Here is a 22,025-nt window from a genome sequence, read left to right on the forward strand (position 1 = left end):
TCACAATTTTTGTAGAAGTAGTTCTTAAATCAATTACATTTGCATCAATAATAAAAAAAAATGTTTCAAAATAATTTACATCAACATCATTTCCATATTTGCTCTCAAGCGAAGTGTTAATGTTATACGTGTAATTCACAAATTTCTAAAACCCGTTTGAGTACACCAAACGGGTTTTTTTTATCCAAGTTGTACTCATTCAAATTTAATTTAAAAAAATGAGTACTTTAAAAATTGCAATTCAAAAATCAGGTCGATTAAATGAAGAAAGCATCCAGATTCTTAAGGATTGTGGTATCGCTATTAATAATGGAAACGATCAACTTAAAGCCGAGGCTTCCAATTTTTCACTTGAAGTTTTGTATTTACGAAATTCAGATATTCCTCAATATCTCATCGATGGCGTTGTAGATGCCGCTATTGTTGGTGATAATTTATTGATTGAAAAAGGTAAAAATATTCAAGTTATTGAAAAATTAGGATTTTCAAAATGTAAGGTTTCTATCGCAGTTCCAAAATCATTTGAATACAATTCTATTCAAGATTTAGAAGGTTTACGAATCGCAACTTCCTATCCTAATACAGTTAATGATTATTTTTCTTCAAAAAAGGTTCAAGTTGAGTTACACCAAATATCAGGTTCTGTTGAAATTGCACCAAATATTGGTCTTTCAGATGCCATTGTTGATATTGTTTCAAGCGGTAGCACCTTATTCAAAAACAATCTAAAAGAAGTAGAAGTAATTTATAAAAGTGAAGCTGTTTTAGCGGTTTCGCCTAAAATTTCTGCTACTTCAAAAGTAATTCTTGACAAGTTACAATTCCGAATTCAATCGGTGCTTAAAGCGAGAAATTCAAAATATATTTTGATGAATGTACCAAATGACAAAATTGAAATAATCAGTAAAATCTTACCAGTTTTGAAAAGTCCAACGGTAATGCCATTAGCGGAAAAAGGGTGGAGTAGTGTTCATTCTGTAATCAATGAAGATTTATTTTGGGATGTTATCGATCAATTAAAAGCAGCTGGAGCCGAAGGTATTTTAGTATGTCCGATTGAAAAAATGGTTCTTTAAATTCAACTAATTTAATCTTTAAAATATAAAAAATGAACCTACTATTAAATCCAATTCAATCAACTTGGGAATCTATTTTGCAAAGACCAACTTCAAATTATGCCGAATTAGATGCTGGTGTTTCCGAAATATTTAAGGAAGTACAAACAAAAGGAGATGTCGCTTTATTAAAATATACGTCCTTATTTGATGGTATTGTTTTAGAAAATGTATTGGTGACAGAGGAAGAAATAGAATTTGCTTCAAATGAAGTTTCAGAGGTGTTAAAATTGGCTATTAATTTGGCGAAAGCCAATATTGAAAAATTTCACTTAACACAAAAAACCGAAAAAATTGAAGTTGAAACCACAGAAGGCGTTTTATGTTGGCAAGAAAAGAGACCCATTCAGAAAATTGGATTGTATATTCCTGGAGGAACGGCTCCTTTATTTTCAACTGTATTAATGTTAGCTATTCCAGCAAAAATCGCGAATTGTAGTGAAATAATCATTTGTTCGCCACCAAATAAAAAAGGAGAAATTCATCCTGCAATTTTATATACCGCAAAATTATGTGGTATTACTAAAATTTATAAAGCGGGAGGAATTCAAGCTATTGCAGCAATGACTTTTGGTACTGCAACTATTCCTAAAGTGTATAAAATTTTTGGACCTGGAAATCAATTTGTGACTGTTGCAAAACAAAAAGCCACTCAATTTGGAATTGCAATTGATATGCCTGCGGGGCCTTCTGAATTGCTGATTGTAGCAGATGATAGTGCCAATAGTTCGTTTATTGCATCTGATTTATTGAGCCAGGCAGAACACGGAATCGATAGTCAAGTGATTTTGGTTACTACATCAAAAAAAATGTTATATGCTGTAGAATCCGAAATTAGCAAGCAAATTCAAAATCTCCCACGAAAAGAAATTGCTGAACAAGCAATAGCAAATTCAAAATTGATTTATGTCGAAAATGATGCTATAGCTTTGGATTTAATAAATGAATACGGACCAGAACATTTAATTATTTGTTGTAAAAATGAAAGTTTTTTTGTTGATACTATTGAAAATGCAGGCTCTATTTTTATTGGAAATTTTACTCCTGAAAGTGCGGGTGATTATGCCTCAGGAACGAATCACACGTTGCCAACAAACGGATTTTCTAAAAATTATTCAGGTGTGAATTTAGATAGTTTTCAAAAAGCAATGACGTTTCAAAAAATATCAGAAAAAGGGATTCAGAATATAGGAAATGCAATTGAAATTATGGCAGAAGCTGAAGGTTTACAAGCGCATAAAATGGCAGTTTCACTTAGATTAGAATACATAAATAACAATTTAAACAGTTAAGTAATGGAAACATTTGATGCAAATAAATTGGTCAGAAAAAACATTATAAATATGAAATCGTATTCTTCAGCGCGTGAGGAATTTAAGGATTTTAATACGGAAATGATTTTTCTTGATGCCAATGAAAATCCATTTGAGAATGGTGTAAATCGGTATCCAGATCCGCAACAAAACAGCGTTAAATTGGCTTTAGCCGAATTAAAAAAAGTCAACAGAAATCAAATTTTATTAGGAAATGGAAGTGATGAAGTTTTAGATTTATTATTTAGAGCTTTTTGTGAACCGAACAAAGATAATATTATTACTTTGCCACCAACCTATGGAATGTATGGTGTTTTAGCGGATTTAAACGCGATTGAAAATAGAGAAATTAAATTAAATTCTGAATTTCAACCCAATGTAAAATCTATCTTAGAAGGTGTTGATGAGAATACAAAAATTATTTTTTTATGTTCCCCAAACAATCCAACAGGAAACTCTTTTTCTGAAACAGCTATTATGGAATTACTTGAAAAATTCAATGGATTGATTGTTTTGGATGAAGCGTATATTGACTTTTCAAAAAGGGAAAGTTGGCTCAAAAAAATTAAAAATTATCCCAATTTAGTAATTACCCAAACCTTGTCAAAAGCATATGGTATGGCAGGAATTCGTATAGGAATTTTATATGCTTCAACTACAATTATTGCAATTCTAAACAAGATAAAACCTCCTTATAATATCAATGTTTTGTCTCAGGAAAAAGCATTGGAAAGGATTATAGATATTGATATATACAACATTGAAATTCAAACTATTTTAGATAATAAAAGAGATTTAATTGAGCAGTTATCAATAATTGAATTTATAGAAAAAATATTTCCATCAGATGCTAATTTCGTTTTAATCAAAGTTGATGACGCATCAAAAAGATACAATCAACTTATCGATTTCGGAATTGTTATTCGGAATCGAACCACCCAATTATTATGCGAAAATTGTTTGCGAATTACGATTGGAACAAAATCAGAAAATGAAAAATTAATCAACGCTTTACATACTTTATAATGGCAAAAAAAATATTATTTATCGACCGAGACGGCACAATTGTTCTTGAGCCAAATAATTATCAATTGGATAGTTTAGAAAAATTGGAATTTTATCCAAATGTATTTCAATACTTAGGAAAAATCGCTAGAGAAATGGATTTTGAGTTGGTTTTAGTCACCAATCAAGACGGATTAGGAACAAATAGTTTCCCTGAAAATGACTTTTGGCCAACTCAAAATTTCATATTAAAAGCTTTCGAAAATGAAGGAATTGTTTTCTATGAAATTTTTATTGATAGAAGTTTGCCCGAAGAAAATTCGCCGAATAGAAAACCTCGAACAGGAATGTTAACAAAATATATTGGTAATTCTGAATATGATTTGGAAAATTCTATTGTAATTGGCGATCGAATTACAGATGTTGAATTGGCTAAAAATTTGGGTTGCAAAGCAATTTTTATAAATAAAAATGAAAATTTAGGGAGTCAAGAATCTAAATTGAGTCTTGAAGAAATGAAAAGAATTATTTCATTAGAAACCATTTCTTGGAAAGCCATTTATGAGTATTTAAAGTTAGAAAATAGAACTTCTGAAATTTACAGAAAAACAAATGAAACTGATATTTATATCAAAATTGACTTGGATGGAACAGGAATGAGTACAATTGAAACAGGGATTGCATTTTTCGACCACATGCTAGATCAAATCGCACGACACGGACAAATAGACTTAGAAATAAAGGTTAAAGGTGATTTACAAGTGGATGAACATCACACAATTGAGGATACGGCAATTGCTTTAGGCGAAGTTTTTTCAAAGGCTTTAGGCTCTAAATTAGGAATTGAACGTTACGGATTTTGTTTGCCAATGGACGATTGTTTGGCGCAAATAGCCTTGGATTTTGGCGGTAGAAACTGGTTGGTTTGGGATGCCGATTTCAAACGTGAAAAAATTGGTGAAATGCCAACAGAAATGTTTTTGCATTTTTTCAAGTCATTTTCTGATGGTGCTAAAGCAAATATTAATATTAAAGCCGAAGGAACTAATGAACATCACAAAATTGAAGCCATCTTTAAAGCATTTGCGAAAGCAATAAAAGCAGCAGTAAAAAGGGATACCGAAAAAATGATTTTGCCTTCTACAAAAGGATTACTATAAAAAAACTGAAATAGAGAGATGAAGATAGTTATTATAAATTACGGAGCAGGAAATATCCAAAGCATTCAATTTGCACTTCAAAGATTAGGTTTTGAGGGTATTTTAAGTAATAATGTAGATGAAATTCTATCAGCAGATAAAGTTATTTTTCCTGGAGTTGGAGAAGCTAGTTCGGCTATGAAAAAACTAAAAGAAAGCGGTTTGGACAAATTAATTCCTCAATTGAAACAACCCGTTTTGGGAATTTGTCTTGGAATGCAATTGATGTGTAATTTTTCTGAAGAAGGGAATACAAAAGGATTAGGGATATTTGATGTCAATGTTGTTAAATTTTCTTCAAAAGTTAAAGTGCCTCAAATGGGTTGGAATACCATTTATAATTTAAAATCTGAGTTATTTAAAGGTATTTCCGAAAACGAATTTATGTATATGGTTCATAGTTATTATGTTCCAAAATCTGAAAATTCAATTGCAACTACAAATTATGAAGTTCCCTTTTCATCTGCTTTACAAAAAAATAATTTTTATGGGGTTCAATTTCACCCTGAGAAAAGCGGAAAATTCGGGGAACAAATTTTAAGTAATTTTTTAAAAATAGTATAAATGAGAATAATTCCCGCAATAGATATTATAGATGGTAAATGTGTTCGACTTTCAAAAGGCGACTTTTCAACAAAAATTATTTACAATGAAAATCCTTTGGAAGTTGCTAAATCATTTGAAAATCACGGAATCGAATATTTGCATTTGGTTGATTTAGACGGTGCAAAATCAAGTGCAATTGTGAATTATAAAATAGTAGAACAAATAGCTTCTAAAACGAAATTGAAAATTGATTTTGGAGGAGGTTTAAAATCAGATAACGATATTAAAATTGCTTTTGAATGTGGAGCAACCCAAATTACGGGTGGAAGTATTGCAATTAAAAACAGTGAATTATTTGAAAAATGGATTGCTTATTATGGTTCAGAAAAAGTGATACTTGGCGCAGATGCTTTAAATGAAAAAGTGGCAGTTTCTGGTTGGTTAGAAAATTCAAATTTGGATTTAATTCCATTCATAAAAGGCTATCAAAACAAAGGCATTAAATATGTTATTTGTACGGATATTTCTAAAGACGGGATGCTTCAAGGACCAAGTTTTGAACTTTACAGTAGGATTATAGCTGAAATTCCCAATATTAAATTAATAGCTTCTGGAGGGATTTCAACATTTGAAGAACTGCCAAAAATTGCGGAAATGGGTTGTGAAGGAACGATTATTGGTAAGGCAATTTATGAAGGTCGAATAACATTGAAACAAATTGAGAATTATATTTTAAATACTAAATAGAAAATTAATGCTTACAAAAAGAATAATTCCTTGTTTAGATATAAAGAACGGAAGAACGGTAAAAGGCATCAATTTTTTGGATTTAAAAGATGCTGGTGATCCAATTGAATTAGCTCAAAAATATTCAGATGAAGGTGCTGATGAATTGGTTTTTTTAGACATTTCTGCAACGGAGGAACAAAGAAAAACATTGGTAAATTTAGTTAGAAAAGTTGCAGCAACCATCAATATTCCGTTTACCGTTGGTGGTGGAATTTCATCTGTTAAAGACGTGGAAATACTCTTAAATAATGGTGCTGATAAAATTGCAATCAATTCATCTGCAGTTAAAAATCCAAATTTAATTAATGAATTAGCATTGAATTTTGGTAGTCAATGCATTGTTGTAGCTATTGATGCAAAAAAAATTGAAGGCGTTTGGAAAGTTCATCTTGTAGGTGGAAAAATACCTACCGATTTGGATTTATTTGAATGGGCAAAAGAAGTTGAATTGCGTGGTGCGGGAGAAATTTTATTCACGTCTATGGATAATGACGGAACAAAAAATGGTTTTGCTAATGATGCTTTGGCACAATTATCAAGGTCAGTAAATATCCCAATAATCGCTTCTGGAGGAGCTGGATCTATTCAACATTTTATAGATGTGTTCGAAATTGGGAAAGCAGATGCAGCACTTGCAGCGAGTGTTTTTCATTATCAAGAAATAGAAATTAAAGAATTAAAAACAGCATTAAAAAACAATTCAATACCCATACGATTATGATTATAGATTTTACAAAAAGCAAGGACGGATTGCTTCCCGCAATTATTCAGGATAGTGAAACGAAAACGGTTTTAATGCTCGGTTTTATGAATTTAGAAGCTTACGAAAAAACTTTGTTAACAAATAAAGTCACGTTTTTCAGTCGTTCCAAGAATAGATTATGGACAAAAGGTGAGGAAAGTGGTAATTATATAAATCTAGTAGAAATTAAGATAGATTGTGATAATGATACTTTTTTAATTCAAGCACAACCAGAAGGACCAACTTGTCACACTGGTTCAGACACTTGTTGGCAAGAATCTAATAATATTGAATTTGGATTTTTATCAAAATTAGAAAAAACAATTAAAAGCCGAAGAGAGAATAGTTCGTCGGATAAAAGTTATGTAGCATCACTTTTTGAGTTAGGAATCAATAAAATTGCCCAAAAAGTAGGGGAGGAAGCGGTGGAGGTTATCATTGAGGCGAAAGATAATAATGACAAACTATTTTTAGATGAAAGCGCAGATTTACTTTTTCACTATTTAATATTATTACAAGCCAAGGGCTTTAAATTGCAAGATGTGGTTTCAGTTTTGAAATGTAGAGAAGAAAAAAGTTAATTATAACAGCTGCAATTGACTTTTAATTCTTTCGATAAGCATTGTTATTATTCGTTTGTTTATATTAGAGGAATTATTAGAATACATAACATATTCATCAGTTGTAAAAAGGCCAATTACAATTCCAATTAAAAGACTTCTAAATTTAGTATCCTTTTGAATACTAATCTCTATAAATTGGAATTTTTTTTCAATGGTAAAGCTTTCAAAATTTGCTTTACTTTTTATAATGTAGTTTTTAAAAATTTCAATAAAAAAGTCATTTTGTAACTTTAAAATCGGACGAAGTGTTTGATTTTGAAAGTATTCCTCTGATGATGTTTCAAAATTAATAATTCCTAAGGCGTCTCCGCGAAATTCTTTTAAAAATTGGTTTCTGATACTCATTTTTTTATAAAGGTAAAAAGGATTTATCAAATACAAAAAATTTGAATTGTAATTTTTTTATTTTTTTTAAACGATTATAAATTATAAGTAATAATCTGTAAATTTGAAAAAACTATTTATGAGATTTCACTCACGAAAATGGGTAAAACCCGAAGATTTAAACCCTAATGGGACGTTATTTGGAGGGAAATTATTGGCATGGATTGATGAAGAATTAGCGCTTTATTCAATAATACAATTGGAAAACACTAGAATTGTTACCAAACACATGTCGGAAATTAATTTTAGAAGTTCTGCTAAACAAGGCGATATTATCGAAATTGGTATTGATGTTGTAAAATTTGGATTTTCTTCATTGACATTAAAATGTGAAGCTCGAAATATAATGACTCGAGAAACAATTATCACAATAGAGTCGATTACTATGGTAAGTCTTGGTTCCGACGGAAAGCCACAAACTCACGGAAAAACTGAAATAGAATTCATACGAGACCGATTGAAATAGGCTATTCGGATTGATTTTTCTCATCCGAATTAGAAGATAATTCAAAAATTTCTAAATCAAAATATTTTATTGAGGCAAAGATATGATCAAAAATGTCTGCCATTATATATTCGTAATTCTCAAATTTTTTGTCATTTGAAAAGGCATAAATTTCTAATGGAATTCCGTTTTGATTATGTTGCAATTGTCTGCAAAGCAAAATCATATCTTTATTTAAACCCGGGTAATTATGAAGATATTGAGTAATATATTTTCTAAACAATCCAAAATTAGTTAGGTTTCTACCATTTATAGCAATAGATTTATCTATACTATTTTTAGAATTAAATTTTTCGATTTCCTCTTGACGATGAATAATATAAATACTAATTAATTGGATTTTCTTCAAATTTTCAAGTTCACTTTCATTCATAAAACGGATGCTATTCGGACGAATAAGGAGGTGTCGTTTAATACGTCTTCCGTCTGAATTAAGCATTCCACGCCAGTTTCTAAAGGAATCAGAAATCATACTGTACGTAGGAATAGTAGTGGTAGAATTATCAAAATTTCTCACTTTTACGGTAGCCAAATTAATTTCAATTACATCTCCATCGGCACCAAATTTGTCAAATGTAATCCAATCGCCGATACGAACCATGTCATTCAACGAAACCTGAACACTTGCTACAAATCCAAGAATTGTATCTCGAAAAATTAAGATTATTATTGCTGAAGCAGCTCCAAGAATTGCTAATAGTTTTTGGGTATCAATATCAAAAATTTCAGAAACGATAATAATTATTCCAAAAATCCAAAACACAATCATAATTACCTGAATGTAGCTGTCAATTGGTTTGTCGCTGTATTTTGGCGTTTGTTTTAGATGATCTCGCAAGGCATTAAAAACGGTTCTGATAATCCAAAGCACTAATAATACGATATAAACACCAATTAATTTACCGAAAATAGTTTCCCAATACACGAAATCATTTAAAATTATTGGCACTGATTTATAGATGAATAACAACGGAATTAAATGAGCAATATATTTGGCAGTTTTATTTGAAACCAATAAATCATCAAATTTTGTTTTCGTTTTTTTAGCAATATAAATCATCACTGTAACCAAAACTATCCTAAAAATGATATAAATAGAATAGGACAAAACGCACAAAACAAGTATGTTTAAAGCAGTATTAATATAGGATGCCATAGAAGAATCAATGCCCCAACTTTTTAATAACGGCTGACACCATCCAAATATATTTTGTAATAATTTATACATTTTTTAAATATCTTTTTTCAATAAAAAAAGTTGCAAAAGGTAGGAGGGAGGCCAATAAAATGAATCCCAAACTGGTAAAATTCCAATTTTGAGATTTCTTTAATAAAATAGCTAAAGCAACGTATCCGATAAAAAGTACACCGTGTGTCATTCCAATTGGATATAATAATTTGTGATATAAAACGAAATCAATTGGTTTTATAAAAAGCATATTTGAAAATAATACTATATAGGATATCCCTTCAAGGATAGCAATGATTTTGAAAGTTTTAAGCATTTATTTTATAAATTTAAAAATACAAAATTAACTATTATGATTGATAAATATAGAAAGAATCAAAAAGTAATTTACTTTTGTAATAATTACAACACTATATGAGTAAACGAGATCTAAAAAAATACCTAATCGAACTCGATAAACAGCAATTAGAAGAGCAAATCATAGCATTATATGACAAGTTTCTGCCTGTGAAAACTTATTATAATTTTGTTTTTAATCCAAACGAAAATAAATTAGTTCAAGATTGTAAGCTCAAAGTTTCTAACGAGTATTTTCCTATTCGCGGCAAAAGACCCAAAGCGAGACGTTCTGTTGCTCAAAAATTTATAAAACACTTCATAATGTTGGGTGTAGATCCGTTTATTATTGCCGATGTAATGTTGTATTCCATTGAAATTGCTCAAACCTATTCCTCAGAAAAAGTCATAAAACAAGAATTATTTTTTAAAAGCTTACTTAATTCTTTTGAGCAAGCAATTAGTTTTATGATTGCAAATGGTGTTTTATATGAGTTCAAAAATAGGGTGGAAGCCATTAGAACTGAAGCAGAATCTCAAGAATGGTTTAATATTTATGAGTTCAATGCCATAATGGAAAGATTTGAATATTAAAAATAGTTATGATTTATACTTTATTAATGCTTGAATAACCCTTTTTTAGGTGTATTTTTGCAAAAATCATAATTAAAATAATGCCACATAAAGAATTAGAAATTGAAATTGAAGATAAAAAAGAACTTTATGGGTATCAACAAGGCGACATTGACGCTATTTTTGAACGATTAGATAATGCCCCTAAAAACCATCATTTATTGTATCAATTGCCTACTGGTGGTGGTAAAACCGTTATATTTTCTGAAATTGTCAGACAATATATTGCCAAGCACGACAAAAAAGTTGTTGTTTTAACACACCGCATCGAATTGTGTAAGCAAACTTCAAAAATGCTTAAAGGTTTCGATGTGAAAAATAAGATTATCAACAGCAAAATCAAAGAATTGCCCGATCAAAATGATTATTCTTGTTTTGTGGCAATGGTTGAAACGTTGAAAAACCGTATTAACGATGAAAAATTACATTTAGATAATATTGGTTTGGTGATTATTGATGAAGCGCATTACAATTCCTTCAGAAAATTATTAAGTTCCTTTACAAACGCATTTATTCTTGGTGTTACCGCTACGCCATTGAGTTCTAATGTTAAATTGCCAATGAACGAAAATTATGACGAGTTGATTGTCGGCGATACAATTGCCTCTTTAATTGACAAAGGTTTTCTTGCAAAAGCAATTACCTATAGTTATGATGTGGGATTAACTTCCTTAAAAGTTGGAATTAACGGTGATTATACGGTGAAATCGTCTGACGATTTGTATTCTAATATGGTGATGCAGGAAAAATTACTTCACGCATATGCTGAAAAATCGTTGGGTAAAAAGACCTTGATTTTCAATAATGGAATCAATACTTCCTTGTTTGTTTATGAAACTTTTAGAGAAGCTGGATATATTATTCGCCACTTGGATAATACTTGCAGCCCTGAAGAACGCAAGGATATTTTGAGTTGGTTCAAGAAAACACCAGATGCAATTTTGACTTCTGTCGGGATTTTGACAACTGGATTTGACGAACCTACAGTAGAAACTATAATTTTAAATAGAGCTACAAAATCATTGACATTATATTATCAAATGATTGGTCGTGGTTCTAGAAAATTACCAAATAAAAATACATTTAATGTAATTGATTTGGGAAATAATGCCGCTCGATTCGGACTTTGGAGTGCACCAATTGATTGGCAACACATATTTAAATCTCCAGAATTTTACCTTGAAAATCTTCGTGACGATGTTGAAATCGAATTGTTTTTTAAATATCAAATGCCACCAGAATTAAGAGAAAAATTCAAAAATACAGCCGTTGTAACTTTTGATGTTGATGACGAACACAAAAAAATCATTGCCCAGAATTTACGTTCAAAAATCGTCTTGGATAAATCTTTAGAGCAACACGCTTCAATGTGCGTTGATAATTCTGAAGATTTAAAAGAAGCAAAAGTTTTAGCGCGTGAACTTCAAGATGATATTGAATGCCGAATGAAACGCTATTCAACTTGCTTGAGCCATTGCTCAAAAAATTACCGTGAATGGCTGGTTGACGATTATAAAATTAAATTAAACCTATTAATAGGAAAAAAAATACGAGAAGCACTTTTCGATTAATTAATTTATAATAAGATGTCAAAGCAATTTTCCAATTTAGGAGTTTCAGAAGTTTTAGTTAAGGGTTTATCCGATTTAAAAATTTCAATTCCAACAGAAATTCAAGAGAAATCTATTCCGATTTTACTTACTAAAACCGATGATTTTGTTGGTTTTGCAAAAACAGGAACGGGTAAAACCGCTGCTTTTGGCTTGCCCTTACTGCAATTAATAGATTTGGATGCAACGAATATTCAAGCCCTAATATTAGTTCCAACAAGAGAATTAGGACATCAAATTTTGAGTAATTTAGAGTCGTATTCTAAATATTTACCTGAAATTTCTATAGCTGCAATTTGTGGTGGAATCCCAATAAAACCTCAAATAGAACGCTTAACACTTCCAACTCATATTGTAATCGCCACGCCAGGACGCTTGATAGATTTAATTCAACGGAAAGCTATAAACATTATGGAAACTAAGTATTTAGTTCTTGATGAAGCGGATGAAATGGTTTCGATTTTGAAAGAAGGTTTGGATGAAATTGTAGCTGAATTACCAAAAAATAGAAGAACATTTTTGTTTTCCGCGACAATGCCGGGAACTATAAAGCAGTTGGTTCAAAACTATATGTCAAAGCACGTTACAGAAGTAAGTGCCAATATGGAAACGGTCGGAAATCAAGGAATTGACCATCAATTTGTGGTTGTTGATCCAATTGAAAAATTAGATGTTTTGATGCATTTTCTTTCTTCAAAAGATGGAGAACGTGGAATAATTTTTTGCAAAACTAAAGCTGCTGTCAACAAATTAGCTAAGAATTTAGCCATAAATAGATTTTCATCGGGTGCAATTCACGGAAGTTTGACACAACCAATTCGTGACAGAATTATGGTACAATTTCGGGAAGGACACATCAATATTTTGGTTGCAACCGACTTAGCAGCCAGAGGAATTGACGTTCAAGCGATTTCGTATGTAGTAAATTATCACTTGCCAGATGTTTATGAAACTTATGTGCATCGAAGCGGCAGAACAGCACGAGCGGGTGCCAAAGGACTTTCATTGACAGTTTTACAAAAAGAAGAAGTTGCTGAAATTGCAGGTTTTGAAAAAGAATTGGGAATTAAATTTATTCCGTACAAAAAACCAGATGTTGTTAGTATTGATGAAAACAATGCATTTTTGTGGGCAAAACAAATCTTCAAAACCAAACCAAATCACAAATTAGAAATAGAATTAAAAGACCGAATCAAAACGGTTTTCCATCATTTAACTAAAGATGAATTAATTGAAAAAATGTTGGCAAATTATATGTTGCAAAATAAAGAAGTCTCTGTAAATAAAGAGGTTAGGAAGAAAAAAAAGTAATTTTTCCGTATTATACGAACGTTACAATTTAAACTTTTGATTTTAAACCATAATCGATTGAAAAACAAAAATTTAGAAATGTTTAAAATAATTATTCTATTTTTTTGTTTTAACAATAGATTACCACTAATTATTTTTTCTTTGCTATGTTAGGATAATTTTCATCTCTTTGTTTTTTACCTGAATAAAAAATATTCCAAATAGTAAAATACATATAAAATGCAAAAATTACTCCACCAACAATAAAAAATCCTATGCTCATGTTGTTCTTCTTTGGCGGATTACTAATGCAAATAATAAAATTGTACCTGGCCAATGCGCAGAATATAGAGCTTCTTCATGTCTTCCGAGAATACCCAAGGTTATTGAGTATAACATGCAGATAAAAGCTAGAATAACAGGATACCACTTAAAAATAAATAATCTCATAATAGTTGTTTTAATTTGTGTTTATTAATTTTGTTTAATCAATGTAAAATCATGATCGATTTTCAGAGTAGCTAAGATAATTAAAAATTTACTTAAAATGATAAAACAAATGTTATTTAAAACAATTTACTGAAACTTTATTAATAATTGAACTATAATTTATATTATGTAAAATAGAATATTCATAAATATACTATTCTTGTATCTTTTAAGAATAAAGTCTAAATTTACAGACATATTTAATTAGTACCAATATAATGAACACTCTTGCTACTCGCATCGCTGATTTTTTAAAGCAATTCCCTCCATTTAACAATCTTTCTGTTGAAGAATTGACTATTGTTGCTATGAATATTCGGGTAATTAATTTAGAGAAAAATAAAACTTTATTTCAAATTAACGATACATTGCATGATAGTTTTTATATGGTTGCATCCGGAGTCATCAATTTATTTGTAATTTCTGATTCAGAAGAAACTTTATTAAATAAATGTATTGCAGGTGATGTTTTTGGATTGCGTCCATTTTTTGCGAAAAACAACTATATGATGACTGCAAAAGCTCGTGAAGAATGTATTGTTTATGCTATCCCAATTGCTACTTTCAGACCATTTGTAGCGCAAAATTCAGAAGTTTTGAATTTTCTTTTGGAAAGTTTTGCTAATAATACTAGTAATCCAGCCGATAAAGAAAATAAAGGTAAATTACTATCCGATAATGTGGCATTTACATCAAAGCCTACTGAAATTCAATATTTTCAGTCTTTAACCTACAATAAAACGCCCTTAAAGATAGCTTTAAATCACATTATTAAAGATGTTGCGCAATTGATGACAGACAATTTGGTTGATAACGCAATCATTTCGGAACACAACTTCCCTGTTGGGATTGTGACGGATACAGATATGCGAACAAAAATTGCAACAGGACGTTTTGAAATTACTTCTACAATTAATAAAATAATGACATCGCCAGTAATTACAGTAGCTGAGAACGTTTCATTAGCCGAAGCGCAATTGCTTTTATTGAAAAATAATGTCAGTCATTTGTGTGTTACCGTTGATGGTTCTGACAAATCTGAAATCAAAGGAATTATTACAGAACACGATTTAATAGTTTCTCAAGCGAGTAATCCAGGGGTTTTTATTAAAGAAGTTAAACGTTCTCAAAATGCAAGTGATTTAAGTCGAGTGCGTTCAAAACTATCGGATTTAGTACAAACTTCATTAGCCAAAAACATTCCATTAACTCATATTACCAATATTGCAAGTGAAATAAACCTAGCAATCATTAAGCGTTCCGTAGAATTAGCGATTTTAGATTTAGGCTCACCCCCTGCTCGTTTTGCGTGGTTAAGCATTGGAAGTCAAGGTAGAAAAGAACAATTATTATTGACCGATCAAGATAGTATTTTGGTGTTTGAAGATATTGCCGCTGAAAAATATCGGGATGTAAAAAATTATTTCATGAAATTGACAAAAAAAGCAGTTTCAATTTTAGAAATCGTTGGATATGAATCGTGTCAAAACGGACATGTTTCAAGTAATATGCTATGGTGTAAGTCATTGACAGAGTGGATAAAACAATATAGTAATTGGATGAATACTCCAGGTGAAAAAAACAATGAAATTAGCAGTGTGTTTTTTGATTATGAAATTGCTTTTGGGGAGCAAAAAATTCAAGATGCGATTACCGATATTATATTTGTAAATACTAAAAAAAATAAGTTGTTTTTTGACTATTTGGGTAATGATGCATTAAGAAAACCGCCACCTTTAAGCTTTTTCAAAAAATTCAATGTCGAAGAAACTGGCGTTAATAAAGGTAATTTTGATATAAAAAACAGACTTATACTGCCATTGGTTGATGGCGCACGACTATTTGTATTAAGTCACACTATACGAGGAATTAACAATACCTATTTACGATTTAAGCAATTGGCAATAACAGATGCGAAAAATTCTGAAATTTATTTGAATTGTGCTGATGCCTTTCAAATAGCGACGAAATTACAAACTTCCGAAGGTTTGAAATATGATAATTCGGGTCAATTTATTAATATTGAAGACCTTTCTAAAGTGGATAAGGAAAATTTAAAAAACGCTATTGCTCCTTTAAAAGATATGGAAGAATTAATAAAAGATAGTTTTCAACTGACTCAATTTTCATAATATGTTAGATTGGATTAAAAACATAAATAAAGAATATCCCGAATTTTGGAAGCATTATCTTTCTAAATTCGATAAAAAATCACAGCGGTATGTTTCGTTAAGCATTACTTATACAGGAACTAACCCTGAAAAAGATGTGATTTTATCCTTTGGTGCAGTTGCAATTGAACAAGATAGTATTCGTATTGGCGATAGTTTTGAAGTGGTTCTATTGCAATATATTTATTTGCACGATAATGGATTATCTAATGAATTTATTATCAAAAGTACACAACCAAAACTTGGTGAACGAGAAGCTATTCAGGCGTTTATAGAGTACTTGGGAAATGCAACTTTAGTTGGACATAAAATAGATTTTGCTGTGAATTTGATAAATGCTGCCCTTGAAAAGTTAGATTGTGGCAGATTGAAAAATGAAGCTTTGGATATTGAAATTATGTTTCAAAAACTTAATGACCTTTCAGATAAACCCGTTTCCATCGATCAGTTATGCGCTCATTTCAAACTTCCCGCATCTTCAGAAATAGCTTCAACACCCGAAGAAGCCTATACTATTGCACTTTTATTTTTAAAATTAAAGTTGCGACTGGGATTAAAATAAAGATACTATTTTTTCAAATCTTCCGTGATTACTTATTGATATGGGATTTAATTCATCATTATTAGCTTCTTTTAGAAATGGAATCCCTTCGATTTTGATCATTTCGTTAGTTCTATTTAAGAATTTAATGCTTTTAAAGTCAGTGCTATTTAGTACTGAAACAGTATGAATGTAATCCAAATTAATTTCTGTTTTTGTATAATATAAAACGTCATTATTCATAACTTTTCCTATTGATTTATCGGTATCAAAACATTCAAATTGAATTGGATTATAGATTCTAATCCCAATATTTCTATTGAAAATTTTATAGGCAGCTTCCTTTCTACTCCATAAATTCCAAACCATATTTTCAGGATTATCAGATTTTATGATTAGTAATTGTTCGTTTATAGTGAATATTTTATCCAAATATCCTTTTCTTTTCCAATTGCTTTCTTTAAGCGCCAATGCCAAATCAACAACGTCATTTCCTATCATTTTTCGGCTAATTTGGTTTCAATTATTTCTAAAGCAGCTTTAATAGTTAACATTCGTTCCATAGACTGGTTGTCTATATCAATCGCAAAAGCTTCTTCGATATCTAATATTATATCAACCAAATTTGCAGAATTAATATTCAAATCAGTAATGAAATCAGTAGTTTCCGTGAGGTTTTCAAATGCTTCTTCATTATTAATAAACGGCTTAATAATTGTTTTCAATTTCGTAATCGTTGCTTCTTTATCCATTATTTTTATTTTTTTATTAATATTTCTTAAATACGACACATCCATTTACATCTCCAAAACCAAAACTTGCTTTGATTATTACATTCAAATCATTTTCAATTAATTTTTGAGGAATGCAACCTTCGTCAATTATTGCAGTAATTTCAGGATGCAAATCCATACAATTTATATTTGGAAAGATAAAACCTTGCTTCAATTGCAAAACAGTCGCTACACTTTCAATACTTCCTGCACCTGTCAAACAGTGCCCTACCATTGATTTCAATGAATTTATATAAGGAAAATTTATTCCTTTTCTGTTTAATGCGTTGCTCCAATTCTGAATTTCTAAACTGTCTTTTGAAGTTGCTGTTAAATGTCCATTAATCGCATCAATATCATTTGCTGAAATTCCCGAGTTTTCAATTGCACTTGTAATGCACTTTTGAACTGCTGTTGGATTTGGTGCCGTCATTGTACCTCCACCTCGCTGACCTCCCGAATTGACATTTCCACCCAAAACTTCTGCATAAATTCTTGCTCCACGAAGCAAAGCACTTTCAAAATCTTCTAAGACTAAAGCCCCTGCCCCACTTCCGGGCACAAATCCGGAAGCGCTTTCACTCATTGGCCTTGAGCCACTTTCAGGAGTTTCATTATGTTTGTAGGTACAAACTTTCATTGCATCAAAACCTCCCCAAATGTAAGGTCCAGAATCACTTGTACTGCCTGCGAGTATTCGATTGGCTTGACCAGATTTTATTCTTTCAAAAGCCATCAAAATACTTTCAGTTCCCGTTGTACAAGCTGACGAATTAGTAGAAACTTGATTTCCTAAACCTAATTTTCCGCCCAAATAGGCACTTACGCCACTATTCATTGTTTGTGCCACTGCTGTACTTCCTAATCTCCGAGTCTGAAAAGCATCAATTTTGTATATACTTTCTCTAAATTTATCAATTCCAGAAGTACCAGTTCCAAAAATAGTTCCGCTATCCCAATCGGGTTCATTATCGTTATTTATCAATAATCCCGCATCTTTCCAGGCATTAATTCCAGCAATTACGCCATATAAAATACCTGATGAATTGAAATTTCGTAATTCTAATTCTGTAAAATAGTTCAATATTAATTCGGGTGGAATGTCAGGAGTTCCAGATATTTGACAAGAAAACTGCAACCGTTCCAATTCAGAATTGTGTTTTATTCCGGAAATACCGTTTTTGATGGAATGTGTAAACTCAGCAAGCCCAACTCCATTTGGAGCAACTACGCCAAGTCCCGTTATTACGACTCTTCTATTCATTTATAGATTCCATTTATATTAGATAATAATTCCTGCAATTTCACCTCTACAAACAATTTCTTCATTTTCATTTTTCATTATAACTTTACATTTCAATTTGCCAAAACGGAAATACATTTTCTCTGAAATTACAGTTACTTTTTCAGAAGGAAAAACAGGTTTTAAAAAATCTATATTCGTTGATGTTAAGGCAATTGAAGTATTTTTACTAAATTCATTATTCAATAAATATATTCCTAAACAAACCAATCCAATTTGTGCCATAACTTCAGTCAAAATTACTCCAGGTGTAACGGGTTTTTCTTTAAAATGACCTTTATAAAATTCTAAATTTTCATCAAATGTAAATGTTCCTTCTGCTCCATTTTCATCTATTGATATAAGTTCATCAACAAACAGAAAAGGTACTGAGTATGGTAATTTTGCTATTATTTCTTGATTATTCAAATTGATTTTGTATTAATTCAACTAAATTAAAATCGTAATAAAACTCTTTGTGCTGAAAACCCAGGACCAAAACTCAACATTAAACCTAATTCGCCTTTTTGAGGATTATTTTCCATAATTCGTTCTAAAACATATAAAACAGTTGCACTTGACATATTACCATATAATCTCAAAACTTCTTTGGTATCATTGATGTTTTTACCCAAATCAGAAAACAAATCTTCTACAGTTTGTACAATTTTTTTTCCGCCCGGATGAAATATTAAATGATGAATATCTTCAATTGTGAACTTGTTTTTTGCCAAAAAAGGATGGATTATTTCAGGAAAATGAGTTGCAATTGTATTTGGAACTTCCACGTCTAAAACCATTTGCAATCCTGAATTAGTTAGTTTAAAACCCATCATTTCAATTGCATCGTAAAAATGATACATTTCTTCGGATAAAATTTCAGGACCTTCTTCCTCTTCACAAGATGAAAGCAAAACACAGGCAGCACCATCACCAAAAATAGCGGCACTTACAATATTTGCCATCGAAAAATCATTCAACTGAAAAGTGGCTGTTGGACTTTCAACAGCAATTACGGCGGCTCGTTTTCCGGGATTTGCTTGTAAGAAATTTTTAGCGTAAATAATTCCTGATATTCCTGCAGCACAACCCATTTCTGTGACGGGCAAACGAACAATGTCTTGGCGCAATTTTAATGTGTTAATTAAATAGGCATCTAATGACGGAATCATAATACCAGTGCAACTTACCGTAATAATATAATCTAAATCTTCGGGATTCCAATTTGCTTTTAGTAATGCTTTTTCCAAAACTTTTTCACCCAAATCAATTACTTCTCGCACATAAATTGCATTTCGTTCTTCAAAGGAAGTAGGTGTGAAAACTTCGGTTGGGTCCATAATTGAGTACCGTTTATCAACAGCAGCACCTTCAAAAATTTTCTTTACTTTTCGTATAAATCGAGGTTCTTGTCCTTCAAGCCAAGACTCTAAAAAAGGCATGATTTCCTCGGTAGTTCTCGAATATTTCGGCAATTGTTTGCAAACCGATTTAATTTTTACACTCATATTTTCTTCAACATTTACATCAATTTCTATTCGTCTCTCATCTATTTATCTATTATCTTTTAGTCTATTTGTCTATTTACAAATAATCCATTGGTATCTAAAAGCCCATTTCCATTGAATTATATGTTTTTTAAACCCCAATTTTACAGATAAGGATTCCAACTCTTCTTTTTTAAATCCTCGTAATATTGAAGTCAATCCATCTTCACGAGACATTGAATTCAATTGAAATAGAAAACAAATTACTTGAAATAATCGATATGCAAGAATGCTTCTGTGCAAATCATTGATTACAATTCCAAGTTTTGAATTGGCATAAAATGTAGTCAATAAATTCTCGATTTCTGGATTTTTAAAATGATGCAAAGTTAACGTACACAATACTATATCGTATTTTAATTGGCTGAAATCGAATTTAAAAATATCTTCACATCTGAAAGTAATATTTAAATAGGATTCCGATAATTTTTTAGCGTGATTAACTGTAAAAGCATTTGCATCGATTCCAATTAAATTAAATGAATAATTATTCTCTTTACCATAATTTGATAAAATCCGCAACATATCACCATTGCCACAACCTATATCAACTATTGTAATCGTTCTTGATTTTGGCAAGGTTAAAATCAATTTTTTTACTCCGTTCAAAGTCAATGAATTCCCTCCTAACAACTGATTTATTTTGGCAATTTTATCCAATGCTTCCCGCAATACTTCACCTTCCAAAGTGAAATCATCCATTATTTCTGGAGAATCGGTTCTGTATTTTGTGTTTATAGACATTTTTTTATCTAAAATATTGGTTTTCCGTGCGTTTGCTTAATAATAATTGGTAATAGAAATGGAAATTGCACTAATATACGCATTAAAATTGATGCAATACCTGATTGTTGTAAAATATTGGCGATAAAACGACCTGTTTTTAATCTTTTCTCGAAATGAAATTTCCACTTTTCCACGTACTGTTCTTCTAATGAAGCTCTTGATGGAATTTCACAATCATAATAATTTGATATTAATTCTGAAGCAATTTTAGCACTGTGAATAGCCATTGCCATTCCATTTCCACACAAAGGATGAATTAATCCAGCAGTATCTCCAACCATCAAAATATGATTTTCAACACTTTCCTTTTTATCAAATGATATTTGACCAATTGTCAATGGTTTTTCAAAAATTAAATTACAATTTTCAAACAACTTTTTTAAATGTGGATTCTCACAAAGCACCATTTTTTGAAATTCATCAATATTTTTATACAATTTATAGGCTTCATAATTTGTAATGTAACAAATGTTGATTGCATTATTTTCAACTTTAGAAACGCCACAGTATCCCCCTTTAAAATTATGCAAACCTACCAAATCATTGGAAAAATCTCCAGTATAATGAGCTTTTACAGCGAGCCAATGTGATTTTTTTTGAATGAAATTCCGATTTAATTTGACATCAATAGCAGAACGTTTTCCAAAAGCTCCGAGAACTATTTTTGATTTTAATAGGGTTCCAATTGAGGTTGTAACTGTAAACGCATCATTATCAAAAGCTACATTTTCAACTGTTTCCTGAATAAAAACGCAGCCATTAGAAATTGCTATGGTGTACAAATAAAAATCCAAAGCATACCTGCTAATTCCAAATCCACCCAATGGCAATTCAGTGGAAATTGCAGTTCCGTTTTGATTAGAAAATTCAAGTTTTTTTATTGAAGTAGGTTGCAATTTTAAAATATCAATACCAAGCCATTTGAAATATGGTAGCACTTCATTAGAAATATATTCGCCGCAAACCTTATGTTTTGGAAATTCATTTTTCTCAATTACAGTCACTTGAAGTCCAAGTTTAGACAAATGAATTGCGGCTGTTAAACCCGCTAAACCTCCACCCAAAATTAAAACCTCTATTTGATTTTTCATAATTGAGTAAATTTAAGGAATTGGTTTCGTAAATCTAATAACGACCGTTATATATTTAACAAGATA

Annotated in this window: 24 protein-coding genes; 14 read left to right on the plus strand and 10 right to left on the minus strand. The window is 30.8% G+C overall.

What is annotated here, in order from left to right:
* Positions 1 to 218 precede the first annotated feature (218 nt).
* The 8 genes from hisG to hisIE are packed head-to-tail and all read left to right on the plus strand — an operon-like array spanning position 219 to position 7,290.
* Positions 219 to 1,076, plus strand: coding sequence for an ATP phosphoribosyltransferase (gene hisG, locus AC9UEH_RS07925; protein ID WP_509530532.1), 858 nt, complete (start codon positions 219 to 221; stop codon positions 1,074 to 1,076).
* A 32-nt stretch (positions 1,077 to 1,108) separates the two neighbouring features.
* Complete coding sequence (gene hisD, locus AC9UEH_RS07930) at positions 1,109 to 2,407, plus strand: histidinol dehydrogenase (RefSeq protein WP_509530534.1); 1,299 nt, start codon at positions 1,109 to 1,111, stop codon at positions 2,405 to 2,407.
* A gap of 3 nt (positions 2,408 to 2,410) precedes the next feature.
* Positions 2,411 to 3,454, plus strand: a complete 1,044-nt coding sequence (hisC, locus tag AC9UEH_RS07935) for a histidinol-phosphate transaminase (RefSeq protein ID WP_509530536.1) — start codon at positions 2,411 to 2,413, stop codon at positions 3,452 to 3,454.
* Positions 3,454 to 4,593: a bifunctional histidinol-phosphatase/imidazoleglycerol-phosphate dehydratase HisB gene (gene hisB, locus AC9UEH_RS07940; RefSeq protein ID WP_509530538.1), complete on the plus strand. Its 1,140-nt coding sequence runs from the start codon at positions 3,454 to 3,456 to the stop codon at positions 4,591 to 4,593. The genes hisC and hisB overlap by 1 nt, the downstream gene beginning before the upstream one ends.
* Positions 4,594 to 4,611: 18 nt before the next feature.
* Entirely contained in the window at positions 4,612 to 5,196 is a 585-nt protein-coding gene (hisH, locus tag AC9UEH_RS07945) for an imidazole glycerol phosphate synthase subunit HisH (RefSeq protein ID WP_509530540.1), read from the plus strand.
* The gene (hisA, locus tag AC9UEH_RS07950) at positions 5,197 to 5,925 is read left to right on the plus strand and encodes a 1-(5-phosphoribosyl)-5-[(5-phosphoribosylamino)methylideneamino]imidazole-4-carboxamide isomerase (protein WP_509530542.1); all 729 of its coding nucleotides are present in this window, start codon (positions 5,197 to 5,199) and stop codon (positions 5,923 to 5,925) included.
* 7 nt (positions 5,926 to 5,932) lie between these two features.
* A complete protein-coding gene (gene hisF, locus AC9UEH_RS07955; RefSeq protein ID WP_509530544.1) occupies positions 5,933 to 6,688 on the plus strand; it encodes an imidazole glycerol phosphate synthase subunit HisF in 756 nt (251 codons plus the stop codon).
* Positions 6,685 to 7,290: a bifunctional phosphoribosyl-AMP cyclohydrolase/phosphoribosyl-ATP diphosphatase HisIE gene (gene hisIE / locus AC9UEH_RS07960; RefSeq protein WP_509530546.1), complete on the plus strand. Its 606-nt coding sequence runs from the start codon at positions 6,685 to 6,687 to the stop codon at positions 7,288 to 7,290. Before hisF ends, hisIE begins: the two co-directional genes overlap by 4 nt.
* Here the strand turns inward: hisIE and AC9UEH_RS07965 are convergent, their stop codons facing one another.
* Entirely contained in the window at positions 7,291 to 7,677 is a 387-nt protein-coding gene (locus AC9UEH_RS07965; RefSeq protein WP_509530548.1) for a glyoxalase, read from the minus strand.
* Between the two features lie 118 nt (positions 7,678 to 7,795).
* On the opposite strand from AC9UEH_RS07965, the gene AC9UEH_RS07970 reads away from it, so the two are divergent.
* Positions 7,796 to 8,182, plus strand: coding sequence for an acyl-CoA thioesterase (locus AC9UEH_RS07970; RefSeq protein ID WP_509530550.1), 387 nt, complete (start codon positions 7,796 to 7,798; stop codon positions 8,180 to 8,182).
* A gap of 1 nt (position 8,183) precedes the next feature.
* On the opposite strand, the gene AC9UEH_RS07975 is transcribed toward AC9UEH_RS07970, so the two are convergent.
* Positions 8,184 to 9,449, minus strand: a complete 1,266-nt coding sequence (locus AC9UEH_RS07975) for a mechanosensitive ion channel family protein (protein WP_509530552.1) — start codon at positions 9,447 to 9,449, stop codon at positions 8,184 to 8,186.
* On the minus strand, positions 9,442 to 9,726 hold the full coding sequence (locus AC9UEH_RS07980) for a DUF3817 domain-containing protein (RefSeq protein ID WP_509530554.1): 285 nt from the start codon (positions 9,724 to 9,726) through the stop codon (positions 9,442 to 9,444). The genes AC9UEH_RS07975 and AC9UEH_RS07980 overlap by 8 nt, the downstream gene beginning before the upstream one ends.
* 98 nt (positions 9,727 to 9,824) lie before the next feature.
* On the opposite strand from AC9UEH_RS07980, the gene AC9UEH_RS07985 reads away from it, so the two are divergent.
* The 5 genes from AC9UEH_RS07985 to AC9UEH_RS08005 all read left to right on the plus strand — a co-directional run bounded on the left by AC9UEH_RS07985 (position 9,825) and on the right by AC9UEH_RS08005 (position 16,501).
* Positions 9,825 to 10,340, plus strand: coding sequence for a DUF6155 family protein (locus AC9UEH_RS07985; RefSeq protein WP_509530556.1), 516 nt, complete (start codon positions 9,825 to 9,827; stop codon positions 10,338 to 10,340).
* 80 nt (positions 10,341 to 10,420) lie between these two features.
* Positions 10,421 to 11,950 (plus strand): DEAD/DEAH box helicase, encoded by a 1,530-nt coding sequence (locus tag AC9UEH_RS07990; RefSeq protein WP_509530558.1) that lies wholly within the window; start codon positions 10,421 to 10,423, stop codon positions 11,948 to 11,950.
* A 15-nt stretch (positions 11,951 to 11,965) separates the two neighbouring features.
* On the plus strand, positions 11,966 to 13,300 hold the full coding sequence (locus AC9UEH_RS07995; protein ID WP_509530560.1) for a DEAD/DEAH box helicase: 1,335 nt from the start codon (positions 11,966 to 11,968) through the stop codon (positions 13,298 to 13,300).
* A 686-nt stretch (positions 13,301 to 13,986) separates the two neighbouring features.
* Entirely contained in the window at positions 13,987 to 15,900 is a 1,914-nt protein-coding gene (locus tag AC9UEH_RS08000; RefSeq protein WP_509530562.1) for a DUF294 nucleotidyltransferase-like domain-containing protein, read from the plus strand.
* 1 nt (position 15,901) lies between these two features.
* On the plus strand, positions 15,902 to 16,501 hold the full coding sequence (locus tag AC9UEH_RS08005; protein WP_509530564.1) for a 3'-5' exonuclease: 600 nt from the start codon (positions 15,902 to 15,904) through the stop codon (positions 16,499 to 16,501).
* On the opposite strand, the gene AC9UEH_RS08010 is transcribed toward AC9UEH_RS08005, so the two are convergent.
* The 7 genes from AC9UEH_RS08010 to AC9UEH_RS08040 form a co-directional block, all read right to left on the minus strand.
* The gene (locus AC9UEH_RS08010; protein WP_509530566.1) at positions 16,493 to 16,981 is read right to left on the minus strand and encodes a 4'-phosphopantetheinyl transferase family protein; all 489 of its coding nucleotides are present in this window, start codon (positions 16,979 to 16,981) and stop codon (positions 16,493 to 16,495) included. The genes AC9UEH_RS08005 and AC9UEH_RS08010 overlap by 9 nt on opposite strands.
* Positions 16,978 to 17,232, minus strand: a complete 255-nt coding sequence (locus AC9UEH_RS08015) for an acyl carrier protein (protein ID WP_509530568.1) — start codon at positions 17,230 to 17,232, stop codon at positions 16,978 to 16,980. Before AC9UEH_RS08015 ends, AC9UEH_RS08010 begins: the two co-directional genes overlap by 4 nt.
* 16 nt (positions 17,233 to 17,248) lie before the next feature.
* A complete protein-coding gene (locus tag AC9UEH_RS08020) occupies positions 17,249 to 18,517 on the minus strand; it encodes a beta-ketoacyl-[acyl-carrier-protein] synthase family protein (protein ID WP_509530570.1) in 1,269 nt (422 codons plus the stop codon).
* 18 nt (positions 18,518 to 18,535) lie between these two features.
* Entirely contained in the window at positions 18,536 to 18,964 is a 429-nt protein-coding gene (locus AC9UEH_RS08025) for a 3-hydroxyacyl-ACP dehydratase FabZ family protein (RefSeq protein WP_509530572.1), read from the minus strand.
* A gap of 26 nt (positions 18,965 to 18,990) precedes the next feature.
* Positions 18,991 to 20,043: a type III polyketide synthase gene (locus tag AC9UEH_RS08030; protein WP_509530574.1), complete on the minus strand. Its 1,053-nt coding sequence runs from the start codon at positions 20,041 to 20,043 to the stop codon at positions 18,991 to 18,993.
* 72 nt (positions 20,044 to 20,115) lie between these two features.
* Positions 20,116 to 20,826: a methyltransferase domain-containing protein gene (locus AC9UEH_RS08035; RefSeq protein WP_509530576.1), complete on the minus strand. Its 711-nt coding sequence runs from the start codon at positions 20,824 to 20,826 to the stop codon at positions 20,116 to 20,118.
* Between the two features lie 8 nt (positions 20,827 to 20,834).
* Positions 20,835 to 21,959, minus strand: a complete 1,125-nt coding sequence (locus AC9UEH_RS08040; protein WP_509530578.1) for an NAD(P)/FAD-dependent oxidoreductase — start codon at positions 21,957 to 21,959, stop codon at positions 20,835 to 20,837.
* Between the last annotated feature and the right edge of the window lie 66 nt (positions 21,960 to 22,025).

The organism is Flavobacterium sp., assembly GCF_040402835.1.
Lineage (GTDB): Bacteria > Bacteroidota > Bacteroidia > Flavobacteriales > Flavobacteriaceae > Flavobacterium.